Origin of the sequence: Empedobacter tilapiae (assembly GCF_004785645.1) — a bacterium.
In the GTDB taxonomy this organism is placed as follows: Bacteria; Bacteroidota; Bacteroidia; order Flavobacteriales; family Weeksellaceae; genus Empedobacter; species Empedobacter tilapiae.
In genome coordinates this window covers 1-18,109 of the sequence record NZ_SRPE01000008.1, presented here as the reverse complement: position 1 = coordinate 18,109, position 18,109 = coordinate 1, and the positions used below count along the sequence as shown (strand labels likewise).

The 18,109-nt window shown below is 31.2% G+C and carries 19 protein-coding genes and 1 rRNA gene; 9 read left to right on the top strand and 11 right to left on the bottom strand.

All coding sequences use genetic code 11. The features are described 5' to 3' along the window. Nucleotides 1–15: 15 nt before the first annotated feature. Nucleotides 16–360 (bottom strand): phosphoribosyl-ATP diphosphatase, encoded by a 345-nt coding sequence (gene hisE, locus E4J94_RS11780; RefSeq protein WP_135836004.1) that lies wholly within the window; start codon nt 358–360, stop codon nt 16–18. Nucleotides 361–590: 230 nt separating this feature from the next. On the opposite strand from hisE, the gene gcvP reads away from it, so the two are divergent. The 5 genes from gcvP to E4J94_RS11755 all read left to right on the top strand — a co-directional run bounded on the left by gcvP (nt 591) and on the right by E4J94_RS11755 (nt 8,370). Next, nucleotides 591–3,446 carry an aminomethyl-transferring glycine dehydrogenase gene (gcvP, locus tag E4J94_RS11775; protein ID WP_135836003.1) on the top strand — a complete coding sequence of 952 codons (2,856 nt, stop codon included), beginning with the start codon at nt 591–593 and terminating at the stop codon, nt 3,444–3,446. A gap of 156 nt (nt 3,447–3,602) precedes the next feature. Then, nucleotides 3,603–4,313 (top strand): aquaporin Z, encoded by a 711-nt coding sequence (gene aqpZ / locus E4J94_RS11770; protein ID WP_135836002.1) that lies wholly within the window; start codon nt 3,603–3,605, stop codon nt 4,311–4,313. Between the two features lie 428 nt (nt 4,314–4,741). After that, complete coding sequence (locus tag E4J94_RS11765; protein WP_135836001.1) at nt 4,742–5,305, top strand: hypothetical protein; 564 nt, start codon at nt 4,742–4,744, stop codon at nt 5,303–5,305. Between the two features lie 7 nt (nt 5,306–5,312). Next, nucleotides 5,313–6,845 (top strand): L-type lectin family protein, encoded by a 1,533-nt coding sequence (locus E4J94_RS11760; protein WP_246034317.1) that lies wholly within the window; start codon nt 5,313–5,315, stop codon nt 6,843–6,845. A 496-nt stretch (nt 6,846–7,341) separates the two neighbouring features. Beyond that, nucleotides 7,342–8,370, top strand: a complete 1,029-nt coding sequence (locus tag E4J94_RS11755; protein ID WP_135836000.1) for a LacI family DNA-binding transcriptional regulator — start codon at nt 7,342–7,344, stop codon at nt 8,368–8,370. A 303-nt stretch (nt 8,371–8,673) separates the two neighbouring features. Here E4J94_RS11755 and E4J94_RS11750 read toward each other — a convergent pair whose 3' ends face one another. From E4J94_RS11750 to E4J94_RS11715, 8 genes are all read right to left on the bottom strand, one after another. Continuing rightward, entirely contained in the window at nt 8,674–9,237 is a 564-nt protein-coding gene (locus tag E4J94_RS11750; RefSeq protein ID WP_135835999.1) for a DUF1572 family protein, read from the bottom strand. A 2-nt stretch (nt 9,238–9,239) separates the two neighbouring features. Next, nucleotides 9,240–9,758 (bottom strand): DUF421 domain-containing protein, encoded by a 519-nt coding sequence (locus E4J94_RS11745; RefSeq protein WP_135835998.1) that lies wholly within the window; start codon nt 9,756–9,758, stop codon nt 9,240–9,242. 65 nt (nt 9,759–9,823) lie between these two features. Next, a complete protein-coding gene (locus E4J94_RS11740) occupies nt 9,824–10,006 on the bottom strand; it encodes a hypothetical protein (RefSeq protein WP_135835997.1) in 183 nt (60 codons plus the stop codon). Further along, nucleotides 10,006–10,914 (bottom strand): M28 family metallopeptidase, encoded by a 909-nt coding sequence (locus tag E4J94_RS11735; RefSeq protein ID WP_135835996.1) that lies wholly within the window; start codon nt 10,912–10,914, stop codon nt 10,006–10,008. Before E4J94_RS11735 ends, E4J94_RS11740 begins: the two co-directional genes overlap by 1 nt. A 39-nt stretch (nt 10,915–10,953) precedes the next feature. Continuing rightward, entirely contained in the window at nt 10,954–11,622 is a 669-nt protein-coding gene (locus E4J94_RS11730) for a sterol desaturase family protein (RefSeq protein ID WP_135835995.1), read from the bottom strand. 129 nt (nt 11,623–11,751) lie between these two features. Further along, nucleotides 11,752–13,035 carry a citrate synthase gene (locus E4J94_RS11725; RefSeq protein WP_135835994.1) on the bottom strand — a complete coding sequence of 428 codons (1,284 nt, stop codon included), beginning with the start codon at nt 13,033–13,035 and terminating at the stop codon, nt 11,752–11,754. Nucleotides 13,036–13,114: 79 nt separating this feature from the next. After that, the gene (gene eno, locus E4J94_RS11720; protein WP_135835993.1) at nt 13,115–14,407 is read right to left on the bottom strand and encodes a phosphopyruvate hydratase; all 1,293 of its coding nucleotides are present in this window, start codon (nt 14,405–14,407) and stop codon (nt 13,115–13,117) included. Nucleotides 14,408–14,585: 178 nt separating this feature from the next. Next, nucleotides 14,586–15,035 carry a hypothetical protein gene (locus tag E4J94_RS11715; protein WP_168801867.1) on the bottom strand — a complete coding sequence of 150 codons (450 nt, stop codon included), beginning with the start codon at nt 15,033–15,035 and terminating at the stop codon, nt 14,586–14,588. 134 nt (nt 15,036–15,169) lie between these two features. On the opposite strand from E4J94_RS11715, the gene greA reads away from it, so the two are divergent. Genes greA through E4J94_RS11695 form a run of 4 tightly spaced genes read left to right on the top strand, consistent with a single transcriptional unit; the run spans nt 15,170 to nt 17,020 of the window. Next, on the top strand, nt 15,170–15,649 hold the full coding sequence (greA, locus tag E4J94_RS11710; RefSeq protein ID WP_135835992.1) for a transcription elongation factor GreA: 480 nt from the start codon (nt 15,170–15,172) through the stop codon (nt 15,647–15,649). Between the two features lie 21 nt (nt 15,650–15,670). Beyond that, on the top strand, nt 15,671–16,063 hold the full coding sequence (locus E4J94_RS11705; RefSeq protein ID WP_135835991.1) for an HIT family protein: 393 nt from the start codon (nt 15,671–15,673) through the stop codon (nt 16,061–16,063). Between the two features lie 3 nt (nt 16,064–16,066). Further along, nucleotides 16,067–16,636, top strand: a complete 570-nt coding sequence (locus tag E4J94_RS11700; RefSeq protein ID WP_135835990.1) for a tetratricopeptide repeat protein — start codon at nt 16,067–16,069, stop codon at nt 16,634–16,636. Then, nucleotides 16,637–17,020 (top strand): hypothetical protein, encoded by a 384-nt coding sequence (locus E4J94_RS11695; RefSeq protein WP_135835989.1) that lies wholly within the window; start codon nt 16,637–16,639, stop codon nt 17,018–17,020. It begins immediately after the preceding gene. Here the strand turns inward: E4J94_RS11695 and E4J94_RS11690 are convergent. Both E4J94_RS11690 and rrf read right to left on the bottom strand, forming a co-directional pair. After that, nucleotides 17,017–17,445, bottom strand: a complete 429-nt coding sequence (locus E4J94_RS11690; RefSeq protein WP_135835988.1) for an NUDIX hydrolase — start codon at nt 17,443–17,445, stop codon at nt 17,017–17,019. The genes E4J94_RS11695 and E4J94_RS11690 overlap by 4 nt on opposite strands. A gap of 509 nt (nt 17,446–17,954) precedes the next feature. Continuing rightward, nucleotides 17,955–18,063: ribosomal RNA gene (rrf, locus tag E4J94_RS11685) — 5S ribosomal RNA — on the bottom strand. Nucleotides 18,064–18,109: the final 46 nt, after the last annotated feature.

Sequence of the window (18,109 nt, the reverse complement as noted above, 5' to 3'; positions counted from 1 at the left end):
AGTGTAAGGTGTTAATTATTTTTTGTGCCTTTTCTTTAAAATCTCCAAAACATCTTTCAATTCAAAGCCACGTGCATGTAGTGCCATTAGGTAATAAAAGAAAACATCTGCCGATTCTTCTAAAAAGTTTTCGTCGTTATCTTGTTCCGAAGCAATAACCATTTCTACAGCTTCTTCTCCCATTTTTTTAGCGATTTGCGAATTACCTTTTTTATGAACACGTTTCATTTTAGATTTTTTCGCATCCTCTAATTTCGCCTCTTCCATCATTATTTCCAATTTCTTTAAGAATGGAAATTTTTTCTCTTCTTTGACTTCAGAAGTATTTTCATTAAGTTCCATAAAATCGTTTGTTTTCATAGATTTTTTTAAACGTAGAATAAATTTAAGAAATTCTACCGAATTATTTATCTCAATTCTATTGCCAATATTACTATTTTTTGAAAAAAAAGAAAGATTTTATTCACATTTATTTCTAAAAAAATAAAATTCTAATCTATTCATTCAATTAATTTTTAACATTGTTATTCACTTTTATTTTAAGATAAAAAAACGTATTTTTACGCGAAAATAAACATAGCGCAAACACAATGAACACAAACGATTTTTCCATTAGACATATTGGAAACAATGCGCAGCAAGCAGCTGAAATGCTTTCTGTAATTGGGAAAGATTCTATTGATTCTTTAATTGAGGCAACGGTTCCTCAAAACATTCGATTGAAAAATGCTTTGGATTTACCAGAAGCTTTATCAGAATTTGAAGCTATTAATCATTTAGCTGAAATCGCTTCAAAAAATAAAAAAGTAAAAAATTATCTTGGATATGGATATTATGGTACAATTTTACCAGCACCAATTCAACGTAATGTACTAGAAAATGCTGGTTGGTACACAGCTTATACACCATACCAAGCGGAAATTGCGCAAGGACGTTTAGAAGCTTTATTAAATTTCCAAACTGTTATTTCTGATTTAACAGGTTTACCTATCGCCAATGCCTCTTTATTAGACGAAGGTACTGCATGTGGTGAAGCAATGCACATGTTATTTGAATCTCGTTCTCGTGATCAAAAGAAAAACAATGTCAACAAATTTTTTGTAGCAGATAATTTATTCCCTCAATCTGTAGCGGTTTTAGAAACTAAAGCACATGGTTTAGGAATTGAATTAGTTGTTGGAAACTTTGAAACGACTGAATTAACAGAAGAATTCTTCGGAGCGATTGTACAATATATCGGGAAAGGAGGACAAATCAATAATTATAGATCATTTGTAGAAAAATCAAATGCGGTTAACGTAAAAGTTGCTGTTGCAACAGATTTATTAGCTTTAACATTATTAACACCTCCAGGTGAATGGGGAGCTGATATCGCAATTGGTACTTCTCAACGTTTTGGTGTTCCAATGGGATACGGTGGACCACACGCGGCTTTCTTATCTTGTACAGAAGAATACAAACGTGTAATTCCAGGACGTATTATTGGAGTTTCTCAAGATCGTTTAGGAAACTATGCGTTACGTATGGCTTTACAAACACGTGAGCAACATATCAAACGTGAAAAAGCAACTTCTAATATTTGTACTGCTCAAGTATTGTTAGCGGTTATGGCATCTTTCTACGCGGTTTACCACGGAAAAGATGGTTTACAATATATCGCTGATCAAATCCATACTAAAGCAGCTGTTTTACACGGAGGTTTAGAGCATTTAGGATTTAAATTAGTAAATACTAATTTCTTCGATACCATTCAAATTGAAGTTGAGAACTCTGACGAAATTGTGAAGATTTTTGCAGAAGAAGAAATTAATGTAAATGGATTCGAGGACGGAAAAATTTCAATCACAATTGATGAAATGACTTCTGAAGAAGATATTTTCGAAATTTTAAGTGTTTTTGCAACAATTAAAAACACGGAAGATGGTTTCGAATTTGAAGTAGATGATTCTTATTTACCTCAAGATTTAATCAGAACTTCTGATTTCTTAACACACGAAAACTTCAATTTATATCATACAGAAACAGAATTAATGCGTTACATCAAACGTTTAGAGCGTAAAGATTTAGCTCTTAACCAATCGATGATTGCATTAGGTTCTTGTACAATGAAATTGAATGCTGCAACAGAATTATTGCACATGTCTTGGGAAAGAATGGGGAATGTTCACCCTTTCACTCCAAAAGAACAAGTAGAAGGATACCAAACATTAATCCAAAACTTAGAAGATTATTTAGCTGTAATCACAGGTTTTGATGCAACTTCTTTACAACCAAATTCTGGTGCACAAGGTGAATATGCAGGATTGATGGTAATCCGTTCTTACTTTGAAGCAAGAGGAGAAGGACACAGAAATGTTGCTTTAATTCCACAATCTGCTCACGGAACTAACCCTGCTTCTGCTGCAATGGCCGGAATGCAAGTTGTTGTTGTGAAAAACTTAGAGTCTGGTGAAACAGATTTAGTTGACTTGAAAGAAAAATGTGAAAAACACAAAGATAACTTAGCTGCATTGATGATTACTTATCCATCAACTTATGGCGCTTTTGATAGCAATATCGAAGAAGTTACTGAAATGATTCACGCATATGGAGGTCAAGTTTACATGGACGGTGCAAATATGAATGCGCAAGTTGGATTAACTTCTCCAGGAAATATTGGTGCAGACGTTTGTCACTTAAACTTACACAAAACATTCGCTATTCCTCACGGAGGTGGAGGACCTGGTGTAGGACCAATTTGTGTGAAAGCGCATTTAGCTCCTTTCTTAGGATCTTCTCCATTAATCGAAACTGGAGGAAAAGAAGCTACAAATACATTTGCTGCGGCTCCTTATGGTTCTGCATTCATTTTACCTATTTCTTACTCTTACATTTTAATGTTAGGTGCAGAAGGTTTATTGAAAGCTACGCAAGGTGCAATCTTGAATGCTAATTACATGAAAACTCGTTTAGAGAAACATTTTGATATTTTATATACAAATGGAAACAATGTAGTTGCGCATGAATTTATTTTAGATTGTCGTCCATTCAAAAAAGCAGGTATCGAAGTAACTGATATCGCAAAACGTTTGATTGATTACGGATTCCACGCGCCAACAGTATCTTTCCCTGTTGCTGGAACATTGATGGTTGAGCCAACAGAATCTGAAAACAAAGCAGAACTAGATCGTTTTTGTGATGCGTTAATTTCTATTCGTCAGGAAATTGATGAAGTTGCAAACGGAGATTATCCAGTAGACAACAATGTATTACATAACGCGCCTCACCCAATTCATTTGATTACAGCAGACGAGTGGGAATATCCTTACTCTCGTTCTAAAGCTGCATATCCAGCAGAATGGGTTCGCGAACGTAAATTCTTTGCTTCTGTTTCTCGTATTGATGATGCTTACGGAGATCGTAACTTAATCTGTACTTGTGCTCCTATCGAAGCATATATGGACTAATAAAAGTTTTAGAAATAAACTTTTTCAAAATAATAAATCGCTCTGAGAAATCGGAGCGATTTTTTTATTTAAAATAATTTAAACAATAAAAAATACGTTTATTTCTTAAAATTTCCTTAAATTCATTCTAACTAAACTTTTAATATTAAAACATTTATGAAAAATTATGCTGCCGAGTTTTTCGGTACTTTTTGGTTAGTTTTTGGAGGTTGTGGTAGTGCAATCTTTGCGGCTGGTATTCCCGAATTAGGAATTGGTTACGCTGGTGTTGCATTAGCATTTGGTCTTACTGTACTAACAATGGCTTATGCAGTTGGTCATATTTCTGGAGGACATTTCAACCCTGCTGTCTCTTTCGGTTTATTTGCTGGAGGACGATTTGATGGAAAACAATTATTTCCTTACATTATTTCTCAATTATTAGGAGCAATTGCTGCTGCTGGAATTCTATATTTTATTGCTAAAGGAAATGCTGATTTCGTAATTGATAATACTAAAGCTGGTGCATTTGCTTCCAATGGATATGGTGCATTTTCACCGCATGGTTATAGTATGTTATCTGCTCTTTTAATTGAATTTGTCTTAACAGCATTCTTCATAATTGTTATTTTAGGTGCAACAGATAAATTTGCAAACGGAAAATTTGCTGGAATCGCAATTGGATTAGCCTTAACATTAATTCACTTAATTTCTATTCCAATCACTAATACATCTGTAAATCCAGCCCGTTCTACATCACAAGCTATTTTTGTTGGAGGCGAACCGTTAATACAATTATGGCTATTCTGGGTTGCTCCTATTACAGGCGCAATTGTAGGTGGATTAATTTATAAAACACTTCTACAGAAAGAAGAAAACTTAGTATAAGAAATAAAAGTCCAGTTCAAATTGAACTGGACTTTTATTTTAACAAAATCACAATCAATCAGATATTAAAAACTCATATCATAATAGACAAATACCTAATATTATCAACGAATAAACATTGTTAATATCTCTTCTATTTTTTTAACTTATAATTGAAGTTTGCATGACTCATTATAGACTACTATCCTCTTTTAAATTAATTATATAACTGATTATTTCTTACATTTTTTCTAAATTATTTTTTAACAATTGGGAACGTTCCCTTTTTTAAGGGAACGTTCCCAATTGTTATTTATGAAGCAAGATCATATTCAGAAAATTGTATTCGAGTAATTTTATCGAACAAATTTTAATCATTTTCTAAAAAGTCATCCTAACTAGCTTTAACCAACAATGATCACCAATCATTACAAAATAAACCTATTATAATGAAAAAATTATTTTTACTATTTATTAGCTCTATTAGCTTAGCACAGGTAGGAATTAATACAAAAAATCCTGACTCAAGCTCTTCACTAGATATTAAAAGTTCTACAACTGGAATTTTAATTCCTCGTCTCACTTCTAGTGAAATTAAAAATATAGTACAACCTGCAAATGCTTTAATGGTTTATGATCTAACAAAAAAATGTTTAAGCCAAAATATTGGCACAAAAGATTCGCCTGAATGGTTCTGTATGAATGTAAATACAAATAAATCATTCTATATGCCGAGTATTCCGTTTGATACGAGTACTACAAAAACAGCACAACAGAAAGATTTACATAGTTTATATGTAAAACAATTCGCAACTCCTCTAGCAAAAAGCCCAAGCTCTCCTACCTCTGTTCCTTATTATTTAAATAAGCAAGACCTGTTTTATTATATTTTAGATGCGGATACAAACGTATTTAAAAATATAAAAATTGATGATAATGGTATAATGACATATGATGTAACTTCGAATGCAACAGACTATACCTTTATCAATATTCTATTTGTTGTAAAGTAATAGGTGTATGAAAAAAATATACATGTATTCCGTTTTGGCTTTCCTATTTGGAAGTTCTTCTTTATTGTATGCTCAGAATGAAACTGGAACAGGTTTTCCTTATTTCGTAGACTTTACAAAAGGATCACAACCAAAAGAAGCCTATAAACCTGTTGTTCCTGGCGCTGTAAATAATGCTACATTTACCAAAGACGGCTTGAAACTAACCGACGCTATTAAGTCATCATTTGGTGCTATTTTACTTTCTGATCAAATTTTCAAAAATGATGAAGGAATTAAATTCGAGTTTGAATACGTTTCCTATAACGGGACTAAATTTGATGGTTCTAGAGGTGATGGTTTTTCTATCTTTTTAATAGATGGAGATATTCCGAAAGAACAATTAAATATCGGAGCAAATGGAGCTGGACTTGGTTACAGTTATAATGCTGCTACAAACAAAAAGTATACTACCGAAGGCCTAAGAGGTGCTTTTTTAGGAATTGGATTTGATGAATTTGGTAATTTTAAAAAACAATTTTATCAAAGTGAAGAAAATAGAAATGGAATTTCTAATTATCCTAAAATAGAATATAACAGTCATATCACACTGAGAGGTAAACGAGATACACAATATAGAGGATACCCTGTTTTATATACAGTTTCCACAACAGCTTCTAAAAACTCTTCCAATAGAGTTGCTTCTTTAGATGTTAATACAGGTAAATTTAAATATGAAAAGAATGATACTTTTGACAGCTTTTCAGTTGATATAGATGGTAGTAAAATACCCCTAAACGAAGAAGATCCTAACTATAGAAAAGCTTTTGTAACGTTAGAACCATCTCAACTAGGTGGTTATAATATTACTGTAAAAGTAAAAGCAGGAAACACACTACATACTGTAATTGAGAATTATTATTATCCAATTCAATTAACTTATGAAGACAATAGTGTAAAACCTTCCGTTTTTCGAAAATTAGACACTTCTCCACCTAAAAAATTAAGAATTGGTTTTGCAGGTTCTACAGGCGCTGCAACAAATATACATTTACTTAAAAACTTAGGTGTTTCTAAAGCTTATGCTGCAGAAGCTACGGATGATTTATATACTACTTGTAAAAATAAATCCATTACAACAACACCATTAGACAACGATATTGCATATTCTATTCTTCCATATGGTAAAGCAGCAGTAATTGATGGAGAAGTTGTAAAAGGAAATGAATATATCGATTATAAATCGTTTCGATTTTTAACAAAAGAAGGTGAATCCATCCCTAATAATCCAAATTATACGTATACATCGGAAGAAGGAACTTGGGCTTATAATATAAATACAGGAGAATTAAAATTTACACCTGTCTCAAATTTTGAAGGAATAGCTTACTTAAGATATGATATAAAAGGAGGAGGAAGAGATGGAAATGAAGTACCATTTAATCAAGAAGATTATCGTTCATTTCCTGCTTTAATTCAAGTCCAGGTTATAAATGATAAAACGTGTAGCAAATCATTTATTATCTCGAATCAAAATGTAACTTCTAAAATCATTAAATAAAACCTAAAACAAAAAAGTAAATTAAATGAAATTATTAATCTATTCTAGTTTACTTTTTTTGTTTTTATTGTTCAGTTGTAAAAACAAAAAACTTGATGAATTGAATACTAAAATTGATTATCAAGAAAAGATGATTATAAGACAAAAGAACAAAATAGCTCAGCTTACGACAGATTTAAATAATTGCAAGACAAAAAAGTGCAGTCATTAAAATTTCTAAAATCATTTTAAATAAAATAGTTTTTATTGTTGTATGAATAATGAAGGCTAATGTTTTTTAAAGAATTGATCTATCTAAAACTAAAATAAGACTAAAAAGAAAATAACCCAATGTGAACTTTTAAACGTAGAACTATTCGTAATCTTATTTAGATAAAAAAATAAATAAAAGTAGAATTCTGATAATCAATTTTAACACATCACTATTTATTTAGTTATTATTATTTGATTTCTATTCTCTATTTTTATTCTTTCTACTCCAATTAAACCTAACCGAATGAAAAAGAATAAAAAAATTACGATTAAAGATTTATCAAAATACCTCTCGTTATCTACATCTACCGTATCACGAGCATTTTCAGAAAATCAAAACATTAATCCTAATACTAAAAAAAGAATATTAGAAGCTGCTGAAAAGTTTGATTATAAGCCTAATAGATTAGCTTTAAATCTGAAATCAGGCCAAACTAAAAATATTGGAGTAATTGTTCCAGAGATGGTAACACCCTATGCTATATCTGTTATTCGAGGAATAGAAAACATCGTATATCCGAAAGATTATCAAATTATTATAAAAGTTTCTGATGAAGACAAAGATAAAGAAAGAGACAATATTTTATTTCTCGAAAATCTTAAAGTAGACGCCTTGATTGTCTCTACAACTAATGAAGCTGAAAATATTGATTTATACCAAAAACTTATAAGTAATGGTACTCCTATTATTTTTTATGATCGCATTCCTAATATCAAATTAGAAGTACCAAAAGTTATCGTTAAAGATGCTATTTATTCATCATTAATGGTTGAGCATTTGGTAAGTATTGGCAAAAAAAAGATTGTCCACATATTAGGACCAGATACAATTCGAAATGCTAAAGAAAGAGAAATTGGTTATGATAGGATATTAAAAAAACATCAGTTATACGATAAAAAATTAAAAGTAAAGGCAAAACAACTAAGTATATTCGAAGGTAAAAAAGCCATAGAAGAACTTATTGATAAAAATATACAATTTGATGCTATTTTCGCTTTCTCAGATATTTTAGCTATTGGTGCGATGAATTTTTTATTAGAAAAGGGATATAAAATTCCTAAAGATGTTGCTGTAGCCAGTTTTTCGGGTACAATCTTATCTTCTATGCTTCATCCTCAATTAACTACTGTAGAATCTCCTTTAGAAGAAATGGGAGAAAAAGCCGCCTTATTAACCTTAGAAAAAATTGAAAACCCAACAATTGAAAATAAAACAATTGTTTTAGATTCAAATTTAGCCTACAGATCTTCAACTAATCACATTGAAGAATAGTAATTACTTACTACAGAGATAGTATTATATATAATTTACTTTAACGATAATACAAGCTTTTCTCTGAAACTGAAAAATATTATGATTAAATAATTTTACTTTATCAGACGTAAATTTTAAACGTCCTATTGCGTGACTCATTCGATGGGCATCGGTGAGTTAACCGAACCGCATCAATGAGTTGACGGATAGGCATCGGTGAGTCGTCCGAATAGCTTAGAAATAACCTCTCTTGGAAGTCGCATTAATAGAGACATTAAAAAAGAGAGCTAATAGATGATTCTATTCTCCTAACACCTAAATCTATTTTAAAAATTCATCTGTAAAATGTTGTGTCTTTTTCTCTGTAGAAAATTTAATTTGATTATAGTCTGAAGATTTATTCTTTGGAATTGAAAGTGAATTCCATTCAGTATCTTTTAACATCTTTCCTATAAAAACAATTTGTCCTATATGATATGGGTAATGCGCCAATTGACGATTAATAGCCTCTATCACAGTATGACCTTCATTTCTAATATAGATAATTTGTTGCAAATCTTCATCAGTCTTTATTAGTTGTAAGGCGTCAAACAAACAATTCCATCCTTTTTCCCACTTCTCTAAAAGTTGTTGTTTAGTTTTTATTATATCTTCAAACTCATCATCTCTATTTCTCCAATCTTTTTCACCATCTGTTGTTAAAAAATCTGTCCAACGAGATAGCATATTTCCATAAAGATGATTCACTATAATTGCTATACTATTTGAATTTTCATTGTATTGCCAAAACAGATCTTTTTCAGATAATTGCGAAAATGTTTTTTCTCCTAGCTGTTTATAATATTGAAACTGTTTTAGAATACCGCTTATTAAATTACTCTTCATACCTAATTAGAACCTTGTAAATTTTTATGATTATGTTTTCGCTTATAATGCGTTTCTTTAAATTGATTTTTATCTGTTGTAACAATGGAAATATTCCCATCAATTTCCATCATTGCCAATTTCACATCTTTTATATATTCTACACCATGCTCGCGCATTGCCTCATATAACTCTTCGGAGTTGATTCCTAATTTACTCAAGATTGTAAAATCAGCTTTACCATTTCTTATTAAAATTTCAGGTTTTTGTTCGATTAATTTTCCTAAAAAATTATTCTTCAGCATAATTCTTTTTACAATAAAATTTAAAAGAAATAATATAAAAGCAGCAATTAATCCTCCTTGCAAACTCGAATCTGAACCAACCATTGCATTTTGTACAGCGTTACTAATTAATAAAATTAAGATTACATCGGCCGTATTTAATTGGGATAATTGTTGTTTTCCAAAAATCCTTAACGCAATTAGCATGAAAAAATAAACCGAAACACAACGCAAGACAATTTCTAAATAACCTTCCATACATTTATTTTAAAACAACAAAAGATAATAAAAAATCCGTTCTGAAATTGTAACGGATTTAAAATTTATTTTGTTTTTTTTAGAATATAAATTCTAGAAACTCTTAAAATTAAATAGATAATTGCCAAATAAAATTTCTTTTCGTAAAATAATTCAAGACCTTTTATGGGAAAAAATTTTTCTGACAAAAAAGCTAATAATAAAATTACAATAACTGCTACGCTAACTATATTAATTGCTTTATCCATTAGTTGTTATATTTTGGTTGAATATTTTTCTTCATCATTTCATATAAAGAATATCCAATTCCTTGTGTAATTTCTGATAGATTATCGAAATTAATTACTGAAATTTCATCATTCTTTTGATGGTAATGATTTTGATTTTCCATGTTCACTGATGAAAGTGCATGCGATACTACTTTATGATTTACAAAGTTCACATTATCTGATCGAAAAAATAATTGTTGTTGTAAGTAAGGATCATTCTCTACTTTGAATGTTTTGGAAGAGTTTTTATTCATTAAACTCATCAAATCCGAACGATCACTTCCTGTCATATATACTTTTCCTTCACCAAAAGCAGAAACAGTTCCTATCATTTCTAAATTTAGCATTACTTTCATATTTGGTAAATACGTTTGAAAATCTACATTCTCTACCAACATTTTAGAACCAATTAATCCTATTTCTTCAGCATCAAAAGCCATAAACATCATGGTTTGCTTAACTTTTTTATTTTTGAAATAATCAGACAAAGCCATTACAGCTGAAGTTCCACTCGCATTATCATCTGCTCCATTAAAAACTTTATCATCGCCTTTGTCATCTGTTCCAACATGATCAAAATGCGCGCCTACAGCGTAAATATCAGACGATTTACCTTCTTTTATTCCGCAAACATTTTGTCCTGTTTTCCCTTTATATTCGAATTCGATTAAATATGAATCTCCTACACATGGTTTTAGATTATTTTGTTTGAATTTTTCTGCAATCAGTTCAGCAGCCAATCGATTTTCGGGCGTTCCAAATTTTCGACCCTGCATAGCATCAGAAGCTAATTCTTCGACATATTTCTTTTGATTTTCTTTTGAATATTGCGCTTTTGCTTGATTGAAAGCAAGTAATCCAATTGCAAGTAAAGTATATTTTTTCATTTTTATATGTGTGATTAATTTGACGGAAGATACAAAAAATTAACTTTTCTTCTCAAACATCAATTCTTTTACTTTTTCTTTGTCTTCTTTTTCATTTTTTAAGTCGAACATTGTTCCGAAAATACGATCCCAAAAAGTATTTGACACTCCAAAACCTAACTCTTCGTCTTTATAATGATGCAAATGATGATTGCGCCAAAGAGGTTTCATAAACTTGAAAGGTGGTGCAACCGCGTGAATCAAATAATGCATAGACGCATACAATAAATAGCCAATCATAAAACCAGGAAAGAAAGCAAAGGCGTATTTCCCTAAAATTAAATATTGAATCAAGAAAATGATTGATGCTAAAAGAATACTTGGAACTGGAGGCATAAACAAACGTTGTTTATCGCGCGGATAATGATGATGATTTCCGTGAAAAATATAAACAATTCGTTTTAGACTTGGTTGTTCGGCTGTCCAATGAAAAAGATAACGATGTGCAAAATATTCGAACAAAGTCCAAAATAGCATCGCACCAAAAAATAGGCTAACAACTGTTAAGACAGATAAATCGTAGTGAGAAATTCCATAATAAATACAATAAGAAAGCAAAGGAATGTACATTCCCCATATAACTGCAGGATGACCTTTTGTCAACATTTCGAGATATTTGTTTTCAAATATTTGCGCTTGTCCCTTATTATGTATTTTCTCAAATTTCATGGCTATAAAATTTAATTTACTTAAAAATAAGGCTTTAGTACATTCTAAACAAACAATCTCTAAAAATTAATTATAAAAAAACCGAAAATCAAATTTTGATTTTCGGTTTGTATGATGAATAAGATATTCTTATCTTTTTTCAATTTCAACGTAATCACGTAATGGTGCTCCTGTGTATAATTGACGAGGACGACCAATTGGTTGATTCGTTTCGCGCATTTCCATCCATTGTGCAATCCAACCTGGTAGACGTCCAACAGCAAACATAACTGTAAACATTTCAGTTGGGATATCTAACGCTTTGTAGATAATTCCTGAATAGAAATCTACGTTTGGATATAAGTTTCTTGATTTGAAATACTCGTCTTCTAAAGCAGCTTTCTCTAATTTTTTCGCAATATCTAAAATAGGATCATTGATTCCTAATTTCTCTAAAACGTTATCCGCAGCAACTTTAATGATTTTCGCACGAGGATCAAAGTTTTTATAAACACGGTGTCCGAATCCCATTAAACGGAATGGATCGTTTTTATCTTTTGCTTTAGCTAAGTATTTTTCGACATCTCCACCATCATTTTTGATCGCTTCTAACATTTCTAATACTGCTTGGTTAGCACCTCCATGTAATGGTCCCCATAATGCAGAAATACCACCAGAGATAGAAGCAAATAAACCTGCGTGAGAAGAACCTACTAAACGTACACTTGATGTAGAACAGTTTTGCTCGTGATCTGCGTGTAAGATTAATAATTTGTCAATTGCATCAATAATAACTGGATCTAAGTCTAATTCTTGACCTGGTTTTTTGAATAATAATTGGTAAAAGTTTTCTACGTAAGATAATTTATCGTTAGAGTAATTAACTGGTAATCCTTTGATTTTTCTTTGTGTCCAAGATGCTAGTACTGGGAATTTCCCTAATAAAGTAACTGCAGCTCTATACATATCGTCTGGAGAAGTAACATCAACAACTTTTGGGTTGAACGCTGATAAAGCAGCTGTTAAAGAAGTTAAAACTCCCATTGGATGAGCTGAACTAGGAAAAGCATCTAAGATTTTGATTAAATCTTCTGATACATAGTTATACTCATTAATATCTGTGATAAATTTATCTAATTCAGATTGTGTAGGTAATTCTCCTTTAATTAACAAATACATAACTTCTACAAAAGAAGATTTTTCTGCTAATTGTTCAATAGGATATCCACGGTACATCAATTTTCCTTCTTCACCATCTAAAAATGTGATTTTAGACTCACATGCCCCTGTATTTTTATACCCTGGATCCATTGTAATTAATCCAGTAGCACTTCTTAACTTAGAAATGTCAATAGATTTTTCATCCATTGATCCTATTGAAACAGGAAGCTCCAACTCATTTCCATTGTAATTTAATATTACCTTATCTGACATTTTATAGTTTATATTATTTATTGCGTAATTTACACTTTTTTTATTAATTCAAGACTGATAAAAATCAGTTTTAAACATTTTATCGCTTAATTTTAAAAGCCTTAAGACCTGGAAAAATAGCTGTTTCTCCAAGAATTTCTTCTATGCGTAATAATTGATTATATTTTGCCATACGATCTGAACGAGAAGCGGAACCTGTTTTTATTTGCCCTGTATTCAACGCAACAGCTAAATCAGCAATTGTAGCATCTTCTGTTTCTCCAGATCTATGAGACATTACAGCAGTATAACGAGCATTTTGAGCCATTTGTACAGCTTTTATTGTTTCTGTTAATGTTCCAATTTGATTAAATTTAATCAAAATAGAATTTGCTGTTTCACTTTCAATTGCTTGGTCTAATTTATTAACATTTGTTACCAATAAATCGTCTCCTACTAATTGTACACGATTACCTATTTTATCTGTTAAAATTTTCCAACCTTCCCAATCATTTTCATCCATACCATCTTCGATCGAAATAATTGGATATTTTTCCGATAACTCTGCTAAATAAGCAGCTTGTTCTGCAGAAGTACGAATAGCTCCTTTATCTCCTTCAAATTTTGTATAATCATACTTTCCATCATGATAGAATTCTGATGATGCACAATCTAATGCAATCATGATTTCTTCACCAGCTTTGTATCCAGCTGTTTCTATTGCAGAAATTACTGTTTCTAAAGCATCTTCTGTTCCTTCAAAAGTTGGAGCAAATCCTCCTTCGTCACCTACTGCTGTAGATAATCCTCTATCATGTAAAATTTTCTTTAATGCATGAAAAACTTCTGTTCCTTTACGTAAAGCATCTGAAAACGATTCTGCTTGAACTGGCATAATCATAAATTCCTGAAATGCAATTGGTGCATCAGAATGAGAACCACCATTTACAATATTCATCATAGGTACAGGTAAAGTATTTGCATTCACTCCTCCAATGTATCTAAATAATGGTAAACCTAATTCTTCTGCTGCTGCTTTAGCTACTGCTAACGAAACTCCTAAAATTGCATTTGCACCTAATTTCGCTTTGTTTTCAGTACCGTCTAAATCAATCATCACTTGATCAATTAAATTTTGTTCAAAAACAGAAAACCCAATTAATTCTGGAGCAATAACATCATTTACATTTTCAACAGCTTTTAATACTCCTTTTCCTAAGTATAAATCTCCTCCGTCACGTAGCTCTACAGCTTCATATTCTCCTGTAGAAGCTCCTGATGGAACAGCTGCACGTCCTAAAATACCTGATTCTGTAATTACGTCTACTTCTACTGTTGGATTGCCGCGAGAATCTAAAATTTGTCTTGCATGAATATGCGAAATAATGCTCATTGTATTATGTTTTGTTTGATAATAAATTTTGATTTACCAAAAATAATGGATTTGTATAAGCTTTACAACGAAATTATCTTTTTTTAAAAATAAATCGATTCAAAAATAATCTAAAAAATTTATGCACGCATAATAAAGAAATATAATTTATTTTATCAGCTTAAAATTAATTAACCATTTAATTTGTAATTGTAATTACTCCATTAGGATTTGCATAGACCTGATACATGCGCGGAGCACGATTAGCTACTTTTGTAGGTTGTCCTGTTAATAACATCCATTCTGATCCATCTGCATCACAAACAATCTTAATATCATCTTTTACGTACAAAGTTGTTTTTTCTGCAGGACAAATATGTGGAGCATTGCGATCATATGCCCTATATCCTGATGCAGTACGAATAACTAGAATACCTCTTGTTCCTGCCATTGGACCATTTACATATACCCAACCTCCAGGGTTATTAAGATTTGAATATAAAGGTAAAGCCGTATTTATAGATACACTAACAGTTGTAATTGGCACACAACTTACTGTACCATCATCTGAATTACATGATTGAAAAATCAATGTAAAAGCTAGTAATAGAACAGCTTTATTTAGAATCATTTTAATAAACTCTTTCATTTTTAATTTCGTATATATTTTTTACTATCTTTGTAAGTAGAAAATCAAATAGTCCTGCGCATATCAGTGATATGTGTAGGATTATTTCTTTTATAAGACTATTTAAATAATAAAATTAATTAAACATTGTTGTTATGGCAAATATACAATATGTAACGAAAGAAGGATTAGAAAAGTTGCGTGAAGAGCTTCATCAGTTAGAAACTTTTGAGCGTCCAAAAATTTCGCAACAAATTGCTGATGCGCGTGATAAAGGTGATTTATCTGAAAATGCAGAATACGATGCTGCAAAAGAAGCTCAAGGTATGTTAGAAATGCAAATTGCTAAATTAAAAGAAGTTATTGCATATGCTCGTGTAATTGACGAATCTAAATTAGATCATTCTAAAGTATCTATATTATCAAAAGTTAAAATAAAAAACACAGCGAACGGACAAGAATTAGTTTACACTTTAGTACCCGAGTCTGAAGCTGATTTAGCTAAAATGCGTATTTCTGTAAATACTCCTATCGCAAAGGGATTATTAGGAAAATCTTTAGGAGAAATTGCAGAAATTACATTACCTAACGGAATGACTTTAAATTTTGAAATTTTAGAAATATCTTTGGACTAAGATTTCAAAAATTAAAAACATATGGCAAGCATTTTCACTAAAATTATAAACAGAGAAATACCTTCATACAAAATTGCCGAAAGCGAAAAGTACATCGCTATTTTGGACGCTTTTCCTTTGGTAGAAGGTCATGTATTGGTTATCCCGAAAAAAGAAGTCGATAAAATCTTCGATTTAGATAAAGAAACATATTTGGGTCTAATGGACTTTTCTTATGAAATTGCACAAGCTATAGAAAAAGCAATACCTTGTTTACGCATTGGCATAGCTGTTGTTGGTTTAGAGGTACCACATGTACATGTGCATTTGGTTCCTCTAAATACAATGCAAGATATCAATTTCTCAAATCCAAAACTTCAATTATCTGCCGAGAAAATGATCGAAATTGCAGATAATATCAAATCATATTTATAATCGATGAACAAATACATTAAATTAGTAATCGCCGCTGTATTAATCGCTTTAGCAATCTTTTTGTTTACCATTCGCGAATACGGTTGGGGATTTGTTTCGTTATTAGTCGCTGTATTTCCAATTTTATTCTATTTCAGAAACGAAAACATTCTATTAGCTTTCTGGTTTTTACGTAAAGAGGATATGGCAAAAGCGAAAAAATGGTTACAAAAGATCAAGAATCCATCATCAGAGTTAATTCCTAAGCAAATGGGTTATTACCACTACATGATGGGAATTACTGAAGCACAAGACAATGTTGCTGTTTCAGAAAAATACATGAAAGAAGCTTTAAATTACGGTTTATCTTTTGATCATGACAAAGCTATGGCAAACTTATCTTTGGCTGGAGCTGCAATGGCAAAAGGTAAAAAGAAAGAAGCTGAAGGTTATATTAAAGAAGCGAAGAAAAACGATTCGAAAGGAATGTTTACAGATCAAATCAAAATGATGAACGATCAAATGAAACGTTTCAACGTAAGCAATTCGCAATTACAAAACCCACATATGCGTCACAAAGGACGTAAATTTTAAATGGATATATCAAAATTTACCGAAGAATCGTCATCAAACACCAACAAGTGGAAACAGATTGAAGAATTCTTTCAACAAAATTTCACAGATGGTGAAAGACCAGATTTAGATACAATTCTATTTTTAATCGGTGTTCAAGAATTAGGACAAGGAAAAAAACGATTTAAAAAAGATGATAAACTCAATTTATTACATATTGCAGTTTGTCGCGTGTTAGAACCTTTTGGTTTTTATCGTTTCGACGGATTAGATCCAGATGGTTGGCCACATTTTGAGTTGTTGGAAGATTTACCACCGCTTAAAACAAATGAGCAAACTTTGTTAATGAAATACGCCGTTATACAGTATTTTGATGATCAAAAAATAATAAACTTCGAGTCTTAAGATTCGAAGTTTTCTTTTTTATACATATTAACCACCACTTTATCTGCATCCAGCGTAAATTTCTCAGCTCTCAATTCGTCTTTGGATAACCACAACAATTCATTGATATCCGCATCCAATACTGTCAACTCAGCCAATGCTTTATCTGTAATTGTTGCTTTGTAATAAATCAATAAAACCTGTTCTGTCGGATCAAAAGCATTCAACACAAAAAAATCTTGTGTGTAAAAATGTTCATGAACTTCTACTTTCAAATTCAATTCCTCTTTTATCTCTCTCTTTATACAATCTTTCGTCCCTTCACCAAACTCCAATCCACCTCCAGGAAACTTATAAATTAACTTTCCTTGAAAAGGCTCATGAATCACCAATACTTTTCCTTTGTGTTCTAATAACGCATATACACGCACATTAAATGGTTTCATATACTATCTATTTTATATAAAAATAGTATATAAGATAAGATTAATAAAAGTTTTATCTAAAATATTAAAAGAAACATTAACTTACCTCACTAGCAATATAGAATTAATGATCATATCAATAGTCTTCTATATGATTCTATTCAACTTAATCAAACGACTTCTAAAAAGATAAACACTACCCAACACACTCAATTGCTTTCGAGCAGAAATACAAAAAAAACCATTCTTTTACTCCTAAGCGCATCGGACAATCATCGCATGCCCATCCGTGAACTCGCCGGCTATAACCCGTAAGATTTCCTTTTAAACTAGTGAGTTCTGAGAGTTATAAAGGAAGCTTTTTGTTCTGAGAGTATAAGATGTTCAATACTTAATACTTAATACTTAATACTTAATACTTAATACTTAATACTTAATACTTAATACTTAATACTTAATACTTAATACATTGTACAAAAAAGTATAAACACAAAAAAGCCTCAAGTTGTTCACTTGAGGCTTTTAATAAAAACTGGCGACGACCTACTCTCCCGTAAGTAACAGTACCATCGGCGCAGGCAGGCTTAACTTCTCTGTTCGGAATGGGAAGAGGTGAGCCCTGCAGCTATAGTCACCCTAATATTTTTAAATAGGTTTTAGTTCCTAGTATATCTTGACATTATTA